Genomic DNA, 14,715 nt, shown 5'->3' with positions numbered 1-14,715 from the left:
TGCAGCCGATCTGTTTGTGATATAACCCGCCTGTTCATGGCCTCGACGTATTCATTTCTGGAGGCTGACCTCTCTCGCCCTTACCGATAAAACAATCTTTAACAGACCTTATTTTATTTGGAGTCATAAATCGGGTGGAATTTGATCAGGTGCTTCAGGCTAATCAACTGTTAGCCACTATTGCGATGGTCGGCAGCGTTTTACTTATTAGAATGTTATGGCTGAAATTATTGCGCCGATCCCGCAATATCGACAGCGAAACCCGTCGCAATCTCACTAATTCGTTACGAAACAGTAGTCATCTGTTGATCGCCGTTTTATTAATCACCATCTGGTTGCCGGAACTGAGACATTTCGCCCTGTCGATTGCAGCTTTTGTTGCTGCATTTGTGCTGGCAACAAGAGAGTTTATTCAGTGCCTGACAGGTTCACTGTATCACCTGTCAACCAAACCCTATGCCGTCGGTGACTGGGTACAGATTGGTAATAATTATGGAGAAGTGCTGGCGATCGATATGCTGTCGACCAGGCTGTATGAGGTCGACATAGCCCACGGTAACTATGGCTATACCGGCAAGACCCTGATGATTCCGAACAGTCTGCTGGTAACAGGAACCGTCAAGAACCTCAACTTTACCCGCCGGTTTGCCTATCACACGTTCTCCATTGTGCGCGAGGCTGAGGATATCAACCTGTTCGAGCTGAAAGAGCAGCTGCTGGTCAAGGTTAATGAAAGCTGCAAGCACTTCAGAAAAGTTGGCAGACGCTACAATGAGATGTTGGAAAAAAGACTTGATATTGCCATTCCCGGCCCGGACCCGGTGATTCATATCTCAAGCTCTGAACTGGGTAAGAATGTTGTCACCATCGGTATTTTCTGTCCGACTCCCGAGGTTGAGGAGATGGAACAGATCATTACTGAGGAATTCATGCGCCTCTGGTATACCACCCGGGCCTTGCAAAAAGCTGGCAAGGCGGTGGTTGAAGAAGCAGTTGAGGTGGCGATTTGAAAGGCAGTTCAAGAAGCAAAATTCAAGAGGCTTCCTTCTAGAGGCTATGTAGTATGCACCTTGATGCCCTGACGCCGGTATTGGTTGCGATTGCACTGGCAGTAGTAGTGATTGGCTGGATTCTGCGGCGGTTGCATCAACCATCAGTCGTCGCTTACCTGATTGCCGGTGTGGTTCTGGGGCCATTTGGATTAGGGTTGATTGAAAATCAGGATGCGATTGCCCAGTTTGGCAGTATCGGGGTAGTGCTACTGCTGTTTTTCACCGGCATGGAAGTTTCGCCACGGCACTGGGCTGATATCTGGAAAGTCATTGTTATCGGCACCCTGTTGCAGATTTTTCTTACCCTGGCGCTGGTCTGGCTGCTGGGACAGGTGTTTGACTGGGCGATTGAGCGTATTCTGCTGATTTCCTTTGTGTTGACCATCAGCAGCACGGCGGTGGTGATCAAGCTACTGCAGGAATGGAATGAACTGGCATCACCGATGGGACAGAGGTTGTTAGGTATCCTGCTGGTGCAGGATCTGGCCATTGTACCCATGATGATTATTCTGGGCCGTTTTGGTGAACAGACTGATTCTACTGCGGTTTACACGGCACAAATTGTCTGTGGCATTTTCATTACAGCGCTGGCGGTGTGGGTTACGGTCAAGGAGACGATTCATCTGCGTTTTCTGCAGGAATTCAAAAAAGATCAGGAAATGCAGTTGTTCACCGCATTACTGATCTGCTTCAGCCTGGCATTGCTGACTGGAATATCCCATTTATCAACCGCACTGGGTGCGTTTGTGGCCGGATTGGTCGTTGGTTCAGCGAAGGAGACTGGTTGGGTTCAGCATAATCTGGAGTCACTGAAAGTATTGTTGATAGCCTTTTTCTTTCTGTCCATCGGCATGCTGATGGACCTGCAGTTCCTGCTCGAAAACCTGCCGGCGATCAGTGGTCTGGTGCTGATTGCTGTGGTTATGAACACACTGATCAACCTGATAATCCTGCGATCATTCAGAACTTCGTGGCGAGACAGTCTTTATGGCAGTGCCGTGCTGTCTCAAACCGGAGAATTCGGGTTCGTTCTCGCCTCCATTGCTCTCACAGCTGGCATTATCAGTGATTTTTCTTATCAGATGACAATCTCCACTATCGCCCTGTCACTGGCGATCAGTCCCTTGTATATCGGTACCATCCGATTATGGACTCACAGGGTACAGTTACGAGCTTAGCGTGTGATTGTCTTGCGCTGCTGATGCCAGAGCTTCTATTTGAATATCATGCTTCAAGTGGGCGATTTGAACCGAGTGTTCATCAAACAATTGCCTGACACGCTGGTTAACCTGATTTTTAACCTGAAAACGGTCATCGACATCGATAAAAATCCTCAACTCATAGCGATCGCAGTGCTCGGTGCACTCTATAAATGCAGCTTCTGATGGCGGTTTTTTCAATACCATCGGGCTCTCCTCGGCGGCTCTCAGCAGCAGCATGATCACCAAATCATTATCGGTACTGTGACTGACGCCATACCATAACTGAATTCTGAGCAAGTTGGAGCTGAGCGACCAGTTGGTCAGCTGACCGGTAATAATGGCCTTATTGGGAACGATAAATTCCTTGCGGTCGACAATTTCAATAATGGTGGCCCGGACTGTAATCTGGCGCACAATGCCTTCAATCTCATTAATGGTGATGGTGTCACCGACCCGGATCGGGCGTTCAATCAGAATAATCAGTCCCGAAAAGAAGTTGGCCACAATTTCCTGCAATCCGAGGCCGACCCCGACACTGATCGCCAGAATGACCCATTGCAGCTTTTCCCACGGCAGACCTATCTGACCAAGTGCTACGGTGCAGCCTGTCGCCCAGATCAAATACACCAACATGCGGTTGATAATGTAAACAGTACCGGGCTGTCGCATCATTTTTTCCGACAACAGAATCTGTAACAGCCCCGGCAAGTTATGGGCTGTAACAAAAGTGACAACGATGGTCAGCACAAAACCGGTAAAGGCGCCAAGTGCTATTGTCAGAGCCGTTTTTTCACCGGTAAATGAAAACAGCCGGGCTTCTGACAGGGGAGAAAGCAGGGGGCTGATATTGTGCCATATCAGCATGAACAGCAGCACGGTTACCAGGATAAACAACAGCGACAGAATTGCTCTGCCCTGGGTGACCATCTCGTGCATATTATTGCGTGACTGTTGCAGCGCATCCCGTGATGAAAGGAGTTGCCGGGCTTCTTTTCTGAGCTTGATAGCTTGCTGGATCACCAGATTGGCGGTACGAATTTCAAGCGCCTGAACCGAAAACAGGTACATAATCCAGAGAAAACTGCCGGCCAGTAATACAACCTGCAGATGACTGAAAAAAAGCCAGGATAACTGAATGTAGCCAAGAGCGGAGGAAATAAAAACCAGCGACAGGGTAAACATGCAGCCAAGCCTGATACATTGCTTCCTCCAGTTAAGTTCAGCCGTGACAGACTCTTTATGGCGATGGTTTCCTTTGCTGTAGCGGTGATGTCTTTTATTGTGACGATGATTGCCAGCGTGCCAGAGTATGCCCAACTGGGAGCCACTGCAAACAAGGAGCAGTAACTGCCCCAGACGGTTATCAAAGGGATTCTCATACCACTGCAGGCTCAGCCCGACAACCCACAGCGCTATCAGCGAGGGAATGGCAAGTTGTCGGTGGTGAAGGTAGTCAACGCCGTCATAGTCCAGACACTTATCGATAAAACCGTTTTTTTGAGTGGCATCAAGCAGAAGCATCCAGCAAAAGCTCAACAGCAGCAAACCGTACACCAGCGCAGCATTTTGCTTTTCAAACAGGTGTCCCATGTGCATGATCAACAGCAGCAACATGAATACCGGTGTTGTTCTGCCAGTCAGTCCGGTTATCAGCCTTAACCACTCACTGCCAGTGATATCGGCAGGCCTGTTGACCCGGCTTAGCCCGCACCGGGTGGCTTTTCCCAGCCACCGTGATATCAATAGCGCGGGTATCAGGACAAACAACAGCCAGCCATTACTCACGATTTTTTGCCACATCAGCCGGACAATAACCGGAATCTGTTCGGTCAAATTCCGGGCCATGGATTGAATGCCCGCCGGGCCAAGTGCTGGAGCCGTGATCATCCATATCTGTTTCTGTTCCAGTAACAGCAGCAGCTGCTGTTGCCGCGCCCGCAACTCCTTCTCCAGCTGGTTCAATTCTCTGCCGAGATAGATAAGCTGCTCTATTTCGTCGAGTGCATCACCGATTTTCTGCTGGCGGGTAGTATCAGTTTCAAGCGCATGCTCCTCTAACAGGGCATAGCGTTTGAACTTGAGTTCCTGTTGTAGTGTTTCCGTATTCAGCGCGGCGGGAATGCTTGTAAGTCGCTGTTTTTGTTTCAGCATCAATCTGTACAGCAATTCCATGCTGTGTACCTGATCGAGTTGATACTTCACTTCATAGTGCAGGTTATGAAGTTGAATTAGATCCTTGCGGGTTTGGCTCAGGCGCTCTCTTAGTGCTGACCTGTGATGAACACTGAGCCGGGACAGGTCTTTAGCATCAACGTCTGGCGAGGGCTGTGGTGATGATTTCTGCGGAGGCAAAGGTTCCGGATTGAGCTGCCGGACCTCAACTTCAATAAGGTCGATTTGCTGTTTGCAAAACACCAGAAACCGCTCGGTAAAACGAATTTTAAGTGAGAGGTTATGCAGCTTTTGTTGCAACAATATCCGTTTTTCACTGGTATCACCGTCCGTGCTTTCATTCTGATCATCCAGCTGTTTTTGCAATACCAGCCGTTCCCTGCTTAGCCGCACGGATGCCTGTTCAGATAACTCCTGTTTCTGCCACCATGAATAGAGAGCATCCTGTAACACCGCTTGTCGCTCTGCAACTTGCGCGGGTGTCAGCTGGCTGATATCGGCTGTGCTGGCGAGGATGGGTTGTGGCAGCTGGCTCTTGAGTTCACGAATACGTGTTTCAAGCTGGACCGCTTCCTGCCGCAATTGTTCCAGAGAAATATCCGTATCCCGCGGGCCAGAAGTTGCCTGCTCGGCGGGTATCAGCTGCTGTAGCTGTTTAAACGCACCCTGCATCAGTGCAGGCTGAGCGCTGGATGACTCAAAGGGTAATAACAGCAAGCAAAAAGTAAGGGCTGATATTAACGGCATCCACATCACCGAGCCATATTTTTGCAGAGCAGGCCTGTCGATAGAGATAACCCACGTTAATGGGTATCACCCGGTTGAATAAATTTCTGAGTATCCTTCTCCTCAATGGCGGCGCTGCACTTTTGATAGATTCCAAGGCCGACAATCACCAGAACCGAACACAGGATCAGAATGGATGGATAAACCAGCAAGCTGACATCTTTGGTTCCGGCCTTGAAAATATAGACAAGCCCTTCAATGCTCACCGCAATAGCAATGATTACCATGATTTTGGTGATGGTTTCCCTGGCCTCCCTTGGTTTTCTGAGCTCCTTGTCCCGCAGAATTTCCTCCTCAACCATATATTTTGCGACATCGATAATGGCAATGGAGATGATGACCGAGCTGACCGACTGCAAAATGACAAAAACAAAATCGGTATTTTTATTTTCGATAAAAAATGCATCACAGGCAGAGTAAAGTGAGAAGCCGATGATTGATATCGCCATCATGGCAAGGGCGATAGCGGAGACTGAATAAATAAAGGTTGAAATGTTTTCAAATAACTTTTGCATGCTATTCCAACTTCAACATTTGATTCGACGATGGAAAATACTGTAGTCATTTTTATCAGGTCTTTTTAACCAGCGTTCCCGGAATGGGAGGCATCATGGCGGGATCAAGCCTGCGGCATGTGCTTCATACAGGCCTGATTCCGTCATTATGATATTAACCTGACAGATGCCATTATCTGATCAATGTTCTTCTGGGTATCACCAGTCCGGCTTGATAACAGGGGTTATACTGGCCGCTCCGAAATCCCGGATTGAGCTGATATAACAATGTTTCGGAGCAGTGAAAGGCAACGGCCAGTTCGGTGAAAGATGAGCTTTCATCAGGATAAAAAATAGCAATCCCGCCAGACTCAAGCACAGGCAGCTTTACCCGGTAACGTTCGGGTGTTGCAATGACACGGCTAAGCGCAAGGATACGAGCGACATGCTGTCGGGTTTCAGCCGGCAATTTAAGTTGCCAGAAATTTCTTTGGCCATTCTTTCCAGCTTGTTTTAACGCCCTGCGAATATATCCTTCTCCGGCGTTATAGGCGGCAATGACCAGTAACCAGCAGCCCAGCCGCTGATGCATTTCCTCGAGATAAGTGATGGCGGCTTCGGTAGAAAGGATAAAATCACACCGGGCGTCAAAGTGCGGGTCAATAGTGAGTCCGTATATTTTGGCTGTACCTTCCATAAACTGCCAGAAACCAACAGCCCGGGCAGGGGATCGGGCTTTACCCTGAAGTCCGCTTTCAATCAGGGGTAACAGCGCCAGTTCCGCCGGTATTCCGGTTTGAAGTACTCTGTTGTTCAGATAGCTTTGATACAGCAGTACCTGCGGCCCCACATAATTGAAATAACGCTGTCCATAGGCACCGGTATAGGCAGCAACCTCTTTACCGTGGTAGTGATCACCCAGTTTGAATCCGCGGCGCATGCTCTCCCAGTCACCGGCATGGATTGTTTCTGGAGCAGGCGCTACACAGGAGCCTGATGCGGCACCAAAGCCCGGCAGAAAAGATGAAAAGCACAGGAATACAACAAATGTGGCAGACAGGCAGACAACAAAGGCAGTCTTCTGGCTGGAGCCAGAGCGCCGGCAAAGGACAACAGTCATGACCTTAACCTCAACAAGCCAAATGTATCAGGCTGCCGAGGTTTGGATCATTGACTTCGGTTTTCAGCCTGACGCTATGTCACACAAATAACAACAACTCATAACAACCACGTGTTTGTGGAAAGTGCCGCGATTAAAAGGGATTTCTGGCTGTCGAGCCAATAATAAAATCATCTATTAATCTGGTTTTAATGCTCAAAAAACAGATCAAAAAAAGGCCAGGATGTTTGTAACTTGTATCTATTGTGTGCCAGTTTTACCGGCAGAAGACTGTTGTTGCAGCTGATCAATTTTCTGATGCAACCGCATGATTTCAAGCTCCAGTTTAAGATTGATCTCGTAGGTAGCATCCTGCTTGATCCGGTCTTTGGCGGCTTGACGATTCTGGGACATCATGATGATCGGCGCCTGGAAAGCGGCCAGGGTTGAAAGCCCCAGGTTCAGCAAAATAAAGGGATAAGGGTCAAACACCTGATCCGTGGCCAGCAGGCAGATATTCAGCAGAATCCAGACGGTAATAAAGCCGAAGAACATCCCTATAAACAGCCACGAGCCACCAAACCGGGCGACTGCATCTGCCACCCGCTGGCCAAAGGTCAGGGTATCCTGAAAGGTATCGTTGATGTTCTCTGCAACCGGGGTCTGGGTGGCAATACTTTCTATGATTTTCTGGCCGGAAGCATCCAGTGTACTGTAGGGCTGATTCATCAGCGCTTTGGCCAGATTTTCAAAGTATTTTTTCATGGCTCGGTGCTCCCTGTTGTTGGCTCGGGTTCAATATCTCCCCGCGGATCTATCTGGGCGACAACAGGTGTCGTGCGTGGTACCGGAATAAACGGCTGCTCATCACTGGAGTAGATCTGCGGCCGGAACGGGATCCGGATAAAGAAGAACAGGGCAATCAGCCCCATAATGGTGGCAAAGTACAGCATTAACCCGTGCTTCATGCTTTGCATAAAATAGCCCGCAATAACCGGCCCCAGACAGGCACCACTGCTGTATCCCAGCAGTAGCCCCTGGGTTCCGGCAACGATATCTTCCGGTTGCAAATGGTCACAACCGTGACTGATAGCCAGCGGATAGAGGGTAAATGTTGTGCCTCCAATCAGAAACAGCAGGACAATGCCCATCCAGCTTGTGTTGTTGACCCAGATATAGGCCAGGCAGCAGAGACTGCCAATGGCACTGATAGCAACCAGCACCTTCCTGCGGTCAACATAATCTGAAAAATGCCCGGTGGGATACTGTAATAACATGCCGCCCAGCATGGTAACAGCCAGCATCATGCTGACACTGTTACTGCTTTGGGTATCATTCAGTAACTGAATTGGCAGCAGCGAGTACAGGGCACCCAGGATTAACCCGCCCGCGAGGCAACCGATCATGGCAGAGGGTGTCAGCTTTAACAGCTTGATGAGATTGAGGGATGATGCAGTTTCAATTTCCGGTGAAGGTATTTTGGTCAGGGCCGGGGGCAGAATGGATAGCGAAAAGAAGGCACCGATAAGGATAAACGGTAACAGACTGGTCGGATCCAGCATACTGACAAAAGCCTGCCCAAGCGCATTTGAGCCGTAAAGGGCTACCATATAGATGGCCAGAATACGACCACGGCTTTCTGCTGTGCTTTCGCATAACAGCCAGGATTCGATGGCTACAAAAATACCGGCAACCGAGAGTCCACTGATAAAGCGCAGACCAAGCCAGGCCCAGGTCGAATCAAATAATCCCAGCCCCAGAGTTGCACTGCAAAGTAAAGCCATGAATGCTGCATAAGAACGGATATGGCCGACTCTCATCACAGTATGTTCGGAGCGAAAAGAGCCGGCCAGCAAACCCAGATAGTAAACACCTCCCAGATAACCCGCCAACAGGCTGTCCTCACTTATATGGCTGATGCGTAAGGGGATGAGGGTCATCAAATAGCCGCTGGCAATGGCAAAAATCGCCAGCCCTGACAGGGGGGAAATAAAACGCAACACAATGACAGCTCAGGTTGAGTGCAGACCGTGGAAAGTGTAGTTGTAATCCTGAATCGTGGTGTCTGAAATGACTCAACAGCCCCCGTCCCGACAGTCCTTACAGGCTGTTGGTGCTGGCAGCGTTTCCAATCCAGAGCGCTCTGTTCTTAGGGAGTATCAGTCCGGCATCCCGGGAAACCCTGTATTGCCGCGAAAGGTAGCCCTGGTTGAACTGGCGCAGCATGGCTTCAGAGCACTGCAGCCGGGCAGCCATTTCACTCAAGGTACCGGATTTGTCAGGGTAAAAAATATCCATTCCATCAAGCTCTAGTGATGGCAGCTGAATCCCGCAATCTCCGGCTGTATGAATGATATGGCTTAGCGCCAGCAGCCGGGCGACATGTTGCCGGGTTTCGAGGGGCAACTTGAGCCGCCAGAAATCCGCTTTGCCGGTTTTAAGCGCTCTTCTCAATACTTTGCGAATATGCGTTTCACCAACGTTATAGGCTGCAACGACCAGCAACCAGTTATCCAGCCGGCGATGCATATCCTGCAGGTAAGAGATCGCGGCTTCTGTAGACAGCAGAAAGTCTTTACGTCCGTCAAAGTGCTTGTTGATTACCAGGCCATAAGACTTTGCCGTGACTTCGGTAAACTGCCAGAACCCAACCGCTTTGGCTTGAGACCGAGCGCTTCCCTTGAGCCGGCTTTCAATCAGCGGTAACAGGGCCAGTTCCGCAGGTAATCCGGTTTGCAGGAAACGAATATTAAGATGCCGCTGGTAAAGCTGAATCCGCGGCTGAAGCTCAGTAAAATAGTACTGGTCATAGCGCTGGAGATGGTTGCTGACTTCTTTAGCCTGATAGTGTTCGCTCAGCTGAAAACCATCGCGCAGTGACTGCCAGCCTCCGACATCTGTAACGATAAGCGCAGTCTCTGTTTCAGTCACAGATTCCGGGGCGCGAGCTGTTTTGAACGCAACAAGAAAAGCAATGAGCGCAAGGCACAGGTAACCAACTCTGACAAACTGCAGGAAGATAAAAGCATGCTGGCTTGAAGGGACTGTCATAACAAAAGCTTCATAAACCTGGTGGATCAGCCAACCAGGGCCATGAGCATGGGATTCCGGCTTTACTGCTGACGGGGAAATTACAATCGATCGCTACTCCCTCATCCAATATTCAATTGATATATAAAACGCATTTTAATAATCCTGTATCAAGGGAGCATCGTACCTTAGGCTCCCCAGTGTCGTATTTTTGAAATAGTGACAAGCATAGTTTCATCAGGTGGTCTACATATCACTCCATAACTTTATTAATGAGGTGACCCGGAGCCCACATGAAAGTTGCCGTACTGTCCCGCAACCCCAACCTTTACTCAACCCGGCGTCTGAAAGAGGCGGGGGAGGAGCGGGGTCATGAAATCGATGTGGTTGATACCCTGCATTGTTATATGGATGTGACCCGCAGTCGCCCGGTGGTTCGTTGCAAAGGGGAAGCACTGCCGTTCTATGATGCTGTCATTCCGAGAATTGGTGCCTCTATTACCTTTTATGGCACCGCCATTGTCCGGCAGTTCGAGATGATGGGCACCTTTTGTGTCAATGAATCGGTGGCGATTACCCGTTCCCGTGACAAGCTGCGTTCATTGCAACTGCTGTCCAGGAAAGATATCGGGCTGCCCAGAACCGGGTTTGCCTGCAAACCGGATGACATCAAGGATCTGATTAAAAATGTCGGTGGTGCTCCGGTAGTTGTTAAACTGCTGGAAGGTACCCAGGGGATCGGGGTTGTTCTGGCGGATACCCAGAAAGCCGCTGAGTCCATTATTGAAGCGTTTATGGGTTTGAAGGCCAATATTCTGGTGCAGGAATTTATCAAGGAAGCCGGCGGGGCGGATATTCGCTGTTTTGTGATCGGCAGCAAGGTTGTTGCTGCAATGAAACGACAGGGGGTGGAAGGCGAGTTTCGCTCCAATCTTCATCGTGGAGGCACCGCCACTTTGATCCGGCTGACCAAGGAAGAGCGGGCGACAGCGGTAAATGCTGCCAAAGTCATGGGTTTGAATGTCTGTGGTGTCGACATTTTGCAATCCGACAATGGACCGGTTGTGATGGAAGTCAACTCATCACCGGGATTACAAGGTATCGAATCTGCCACCGGCAAAAATGTGGCTGGTATGATCTACGAATTTATTGAGTCCAGAGCATCCCGGTCAACCCGCACCCGCGGTAAAGGGTGAAGCAAAGATGGCAATAGCAGATCTTGAAATAGGAGGCTTTGCTGTCAAGGCAGGACAAACCCGACAAATTCGAATCGCCGTGGCAAAGCTGTATACCGATACCGAGTTTTCGGTGCCGGTGCATGTTATTCGCAGCCGCAAGCCCGGCCCGACTGTTTTTGTCTCTGCGGCGGTGCATGGGGATGAACTGAACGGCGTCGAGATTATCCGCCGATTGATAAAACTGAAATCCTTTAAAGTCTCTGCCGGAACATTGATTCTGGTACCGATGGTCAATGTGTATGGCGTCCTTAATCAGAGCCGTTATATGCCCGACCGCCGCGATCTCAACCGCAGTTTTCCGGGATCAGCCAAAGGCTCGCTGGCCGGGCGACTGGCCGATATGTTTCTGACTGAAATTGTCAGCCACTGTGATTACGGGATCGATCTGCATACCGGCGCTATTCATCGTTCAAATCTGCCCCAGGTTCGCGCCAATCTACAGGATAAGGAAACTCTGGCGCTGGCTCAGGCCTTTGGGGTTCCGGTATTGCTGAATGCCAATATTCGGGACAACTCATTGCGACAGGCTGCAGTTGAGTCCAATACCCGGATTCTACTCTATGAGGGCGGTGAAGCCCTGAGGTTTGATGAAGTTGCGATTCGTGCCGGGGTGCATGGTGTCGTTAATGTACTGGCGCAGCTGGGCATGGTCAGATCAAGGCGCAAGCTGAAATCCTTTACCCCTTATATTGCCAATAACAGTGCCTGGATCAGGGCCAGTGCCAGCGGTATTGTCAACAGTCTGCAACAGCTGGGCGACCAGGTTGAAAAGGGAACGCCCCTCGCCACCATTGGCAGTCCACTGGGTGAAACTATCGAAACCGTTCGGGCAACACGGTCGGGGATTATCATTGGCAAGCAGAATATTCCCCTGATTCAGGAGGGAGAAGCCATGTTCCATATCGCCTTTTTTTCAGAACCGGATGATGATATTGCCGAGGATATAGAAACCATGCAGGAAACACTGCAAACTGATGAGTCAGTGCTGGAGTAAACGTCATGGATGAAGCCAGAAAACCGTCAGATGACAAGATCATTATTGGTTGCGTTGAAATCTGCGATTTACCCGACCTGCTTATTACTGATCTTGAAGTACGCATCGATACCGGCGCAAAAACATCATCTCTGCATGTCGACAACCTGAGCCCCTTCAAAAAGGCCGGCAAACCCTGGGTCAAGTTTGATATTCATCCGCATATTCACAATGTGAATGATATTGTGCAGTGCAAGGCGCCGGTAAAAGATATCAGAACAATCAAGTCTTCCAATGGCATTTCAGAAAAGCGATATGTGATCAATACTGCTTTTAAAATTGGCGGCTTTTCATGGCTTATCGATATCACTCTGACCAATCGCTCCGATATGACCTATCTGATGCTGCTCGGCAGGGAGGGGATGGGTAACCTTGTTTTAGTCGATCCTTCACGTACGTTTGTAATGAGTAAGGCCTGATTTTCCGGTGCTTGTTGGTTCGTTATCTCAGCGTTACCTTTTCCTCTCAGCAAAGTTAAGTGGAAAGTCTGGTATATTGGTTGCCTCGAGATATCCAGCAGAATAAAGAACAGTCCATGCAAAAGCGCCATATCATCATCCTGTCACTGTTAGTATCCATGTTCAGTGGCTGCGCCCTTTATGATCCGGACCGGGGGCTGTTTGTTTCCAGTGAAGTACAAACCGTTGAGCTGCAGTTGCCTGAAACCGTACCGGCCATCTATCTGCCGGGGTTTATCTATCCGGCGACGACACTGACTGACAGTCAGGAAACGACTATTGCCAGCTCTGGCGCTTACATTCCGGTCAGCCATACCTATCGTTTTGATGAAACGGATCAGATGAACCTCTATCTGTCGGTGTTTGAAAGCTTTGAAAAATCCCGCGTTGAGCTGACTCGGGAAAGTGATTCACTAAATTCGCTTCGAGTCTATTTCTCTGAAGCCGGAATGGTTGACGATGGTATCAAAGGTTCAGCACTGCTACTGCGGGCCAGTATCGAGATCAGGAAAGGTTTCAGGATTTATACCCGGGAAGTGGATATCAAGAGTCGTTCAAAGCTGACCGTTGCGGGCTCAAAGAACGATGCTATTCGCCAGTTTGTAAATCAGGTCTCGCTGTTTGTTGGCGACGTTTATAGCCAGCAGGGTTGATAGTACTCAGCAGGATTGGCAAAAAGGTGCCTGATCTATACTTAGAATGTCATGTCACAGGGATGAATGATGCCATTCAGGATACCGTCAGGCAGCCACCGCAATACTTCAGGGTCTGAGCCTCAGGGGCAGGCAGCAGCCGGGGCAGGGCATGATGGTGGGCAGAAGAGCGAGCAGGATCAGCCCGGTTATGTTGCCGGGGCGCGTTCTGAGCCTGAAGCAAAGGCGTCGCAAGAGCCGCTGGAAAAAAGAAATATCAGTGTCACACCCTCCTCACAGTCGCTTGAGCAATGGAAGCGGCTGGCTATTGTTCTCCGGATGGCAGTTAATCCTCCACCTGTCAGAGATGATGAACGCAAACTTCACTGCAGTTATAACCAGCCGGATTACAGTAAAGCCCTGAAACTCTGCCTGCCGGATTATCAAAGCAAACATCAGTTACCCGGGTATCAGCCTGCAGCCCGGGACGATGAAATCCAGAAAGCCTGGTTGATGTATCAGGCCGCCAGAGATAACGATCTTGGCCTGCTGCTACTGGGCAAGAGTGATATTCGGCTCGATGGTGTACTGGTCTGTAATTTTGGTTATACCTCTGTACACGGCACTGAGCACGGCGTGACGGAACAGCTGGCCTGGGAAGGCACCCAAAAGAGAAGAAAATCCCGCTCTCATCCAGATGAACCCCATAACCAGTTACTGGGCCCCGGCAGTGTACTGTGTGACCGCGGCTGGTCATTAATGCTTAATGACGCCTTTATCCTTGGCGGTGTGCATGGTGACAGCCAGTTTGAACTGGCGCTACCGGCTTTGGCGGGTAAAAACAGTGATGCTGATGTCGTCGGATTAATTGATGCAGAACCGGAACTGTTCTGGCCGGCAGGCCAGCCTTATCCCGCAGTATTGATGCGGGAACTGACCGGCTTGAGAATGGCGGGCTATGCGCCACACCGCAGCAGTGCCGGACTCAGTTTTTCCTGTGTCAAACCCCGGCGTGCCTAGGGTTTCAGTCATCAGTCTTACCTTACCGGGGTAGAGCAGTCACTGGCTCGCCGTGATACAGCAATGGAAGATCTGAAAGGTTATCTTACCCAGACCATGCGCAATCCTCTTGAGCCCCGCGGCTAGCGAAAAAGCAGGGAGAAACAGGGGAGGGCGCATAATATTAACGTTGCAGACTATGTTCCAAACTATGTTCCAAACTGCTGGCAATCATACGAATACCCGCCAGACCTTCATCCAGCATAATATCCAGCGGGCTCAGCCCGTCGTGCTCTTTACTCTGCATCATTGGCCAGCCGTAAAGCAACTCCGGGTTATGGGGATACAGCAGTCGTAAACTGCGATGAATAGACAGCAGCAGGGCAACACGTTCATACGTATCATCCTGCTCCAGTGGCAGAATACCGGTTTTCTGTTCTGGCGACAGTTGCCATTTATCCAGCAGGTGCGTAACTGCTTTAAGACTCAGGGCTTCAGGCGTTTCGGTCATATCAATGTC

At 49.9% G+C, this 14,715-nt stretch carries 14 protein-coding genes; 7 read left to right on the top strand and 7 right to left on the bottom strand.

The genetic code is table 11. The annotated features are described in order from the left end of the window. Positions 1-134 precede the first annotated feature (134 nt). Both ACYZZ0_RS02930 and ACYZZ0_RS02925 read left to right on the top strand, forming a co-directional pair. Positions 135-1,010 (top strand): mechanosensitive ion channel domain-containing protein, encoded by an 876-nt coding sequence (locus ACYZZ0_RS02930; protein WP_461535078.1) that lies wholly within the window; start codon positions 135-137, stop codon positions 1,008-1,010. A gap of 53 nt (positions 1,011-1,063) precedes the next feature. Beyond that, on the top strand, positions 1,064-2,230 hold the full coding sequence (locus tag ACYZZ0_RS02925; protein ID WP_461535077.1) for a cation:proton antiporter domain-containing protein: 1,167 nt from the start codon (positions 1,064-1,066) through the stop codon (positions 2,228-2,230). Here the strand turns inward: ACYZZ0_RS02925 and ACYZZ0_RS02920 are convergent. The 6 genes from ACYZZ0_RS02920 to ACYZZ0_RS02895 all read right to left on the bottom strand — a co-directional run bounded on the left by ACYZZ0_RS02920 (position 2,219) and on the right by ACYZZ0_RS02895 (position 9,856). Continuing rightward, entirely contained in the window at positions 2,219-5,173 is a 2,955-nt protein-coding gene (locus tag ACYZZ0_RS02920) for a mechanosensitive ion channel family protein (protein ID WP_461535076.1), read from the bottom strand. The two genes, ACYZZ0_RS02925 and ACYZZ0_RS02920, sit on opposite strands and share 12 nt — an antisense overlap. 56 nt (positions 5,174-5,229) lie before the next feature. Further along, the gene (locus ACYZZ0_RS02915; RefSeq protein ID WP_461535075.1) at positions 5,230-5,727 is read right to left on the bottom strand and encodes a hypothetical protein; all 498 of its coding nucleotides are present in this window, start codon (positions 5,725-5,727) and stop codon (positions 5,230-5,232) included. Between the two features lie 172 nt (positions 5,728-5,899). After that, positions 5,900-6,826: a lytic transglycosylase domain-containing protein gene (locus ACYZZ0_RS02910; RefSeq protein ID WP_461535074.1), complete on the bottom strand. Its 927-nt coding sequence runs from the start codon at positions 6,824-6,826 to the stop codon at positions 5,900-5,902. A gap of 240 nt (positions 6,827-7,066) precedes the next feature. Continuing rightward, on the bottom strand, positions 7,067-7,570 hold the full coding sequence (locus ACYZZ0_RS02905; RefSeq protein ID WP_461535073.1) for a DUF1003 domain-containing protein: 504 nt from the start codon (positions 7,568-7,570) through the stop codon (positions 7,067-7,069). Further along, entirely contained in the window at positions 7,567-8,808 is a 1,242-nt protein-coding gene (locus tag ACYZZ0_RS02900) for an MFS transporter (RefSeq protein WP_461535072.1), read from the bottom strand. The genes ACYZZ0_RS02905 and ACYZZ0_RS02900 overlap by 4 nt, the downstream gene beginning before the upstream one ends. 97 nt (positions 8,809-8,905) lie before the next feature. Then, complete coding sequence (locus ACYZZ0_RS02895) at positions 8,906-9,856, bottom strand: lytic transglycosylase domain-containing protein (protein ID WP_461535071.1); 951 nt, start codon at positions 9,854-9,856, stop codon at positions 8,906-8,908. Positions 9,857-10,128: 272 nt separating this feature from the next. On the opposite strand from ACYZZ0_RS02895, the gene rimK reads away from it, so the two are divergent. From rimK to ACYZZ0_RS02870, 5 genes are all read left to right on the top strand, one after another. Then, positions 10,129-11,031: a 30S ribosomal protein S6--L-glutamate ligase gene (rimK, locus tag ACYZZ0_RS02890; protein ID WP_461535070.1), complete on the top strand. Its 903-nt coding sequence runs from the start codon at positions 10,129-10,131 to the stop codon at positions 11,029-11,031. Between the two features lie 7 nt (positions 11,032-11,038). Continuing rightward, entirely contained in the window at positions 11,039-12,067 is a 1,029-nt protein-coding gene (locus tag ACYZZ0_RS02885; protein ID WP_461535069.1) for a succinylglutamate desuccinylase/aspartoacylase family protein, read from the top strand. A gap of 5 nt (positions 12,068-12,072) precedes the next feature. Continuing rightward, the gene (locus ACYZZ0_RS02880) at positions 12,073-12,525 is read left to right on the top strand and encodes an ATP-dependent zinc protease family protein (protein WP_461535068.1); all 453 of its coding nucleotides are present in this window, start codon (positions 12,073-12,075) and stop codon (positions 12,523-12,525) included. Between the two features lie 59 nt (positions 12,526-12,584). After that, positions 12,585-13,217: a hypothetical protein gene (locus ACYZZ0_RS02875; protein ID WP_461535067.1), complete on the top strand. Its 633-nt coding sequence runs from the start codon at positions 12,585-12,587 to the stop codon at positions 13,215-13,217. A gap of 66 nt (positions 13,218-13,283) precedes the next feature. Then, positions 13,284-14,216, top strand: coding sequence for a hypothetical protein (locus ACYZZ0_RS02870; RefSeq protein ID WP_461535066.1), 933 nt, complete (start codon positions 13,284-13,286; stop codon positions 14,214-14,216). Between the two features lie 163 nt (positions 14,217-14,379). On the opposite strand, the gene ACYZZ0_RS02865 is transcribed toward ACYZZ0_RS02870, so the two are convergent. After that, positions 14,380-14,706, bottom strand: coding sequence for a hypothetical protein (locus ACYZZ0_RS02865; protein WP_461535065.1), 327 nt, complete (start codon positions 14,704-14,706; stop codon positions 14,380-14,382). Between the last annotated feature and the right edge of the window lie 9 nt (positions 14,707-14,715).

This window comes from Spongorhabdus nitratireducens (assembly GCA_947387575.1).
Taxonomy (GTDB): domain Bacteria; phylum Pseudomonadota; class Gammaproteobacteria; order Pseudomonadales; family Endozoicomonadaceae; genus CANDOC01.
Note: the sequence above shows the minus strand (reverse complement) of the source record. Positions and strands in the feature narration are given on the sequence as shown.

Bases quoted from the DNA above. Each gene is read 5' to 3' on its own strand.
- ACYZZ0_RS02880 (WP_461535068.1), top strand. From the start codon at position 12,073: ATGGATGAAGCCAGAAAACCGTCAGATGACAAGATCATTATTGGTTGC.
- ACYZZ0_RS02895 (WP_461535071.1), bottom strand. From the start codon at position 9,856: ATGACAGTCCCTTCAAGCCAGCATGCTTTTATCTTCCTGCAGTTTGTC.
- ACYZZ0_RS02905 (WP_461535073.1), bottom strand. From the start codon at position 7,570: ATGAAAAAATACTTTGAAAATCTGGCCAAAGCGCTGATGAATCAGCCC.
- ACYZZ0_RS02870 (WP_461535066.1), top strand. From the start codon at position 13,284: ATGATGCCATTCAGGATACCGTCAGGCAGCCACCGCAATACTTCAGGG.
- ACYZZ0_RS02885 (WP_461535069.1), top strand. From the start codon at position 11,039: ATGGCAATAGCAGATCTTGAAATAGGAGGCTTTGCTGTCAAGGCAGGA.
- ACYZZ0_RS02865 (WP_461535065.1), bottom strand. From the start codon at position 14,706: ATGACCGAAACGCCTGAAGCCCTGAGTCTTAAAGCAGTTACGCACCTG.
- ACYZZ0_RS02915 (WP_461535075.1), bottom strand. From the start codon at position 5,727: ATGCAAAAGTTATTTGAAAACATTTCAACCTTTATTTATTCAGTCTCC.
- ACYZZ0_RS02925 (WP_461535077.1), top strand. From the start codon at position 1,064: ATGCACCTTGATGCCCTGACGCCGGTATTGGTTGCGATTGCACTGGCA.
- ACYZZ0_RS02910 (WP_461535074.1), bottom strand. From the start codon at position 6,826: ATGACTGTTGTCCTTTGCCGGCGCTCTGGCTCCAGCCAGAAGACTGCC.
- ACYZZ0_RS02920 (WP_461535076.1), bottom strand. From the start codon at position 5,173: ATGCCGTTAATATCAGCCCTTACTTTTTGCTTGCTGTTATTACCCTTT.
- rimK (WP_461535070.1), top strand. From the start codon at position 10,129: ATGAAAGTTGCCGTACTGTCCCGCAACCCCAACCTTTACTCAACCCGG.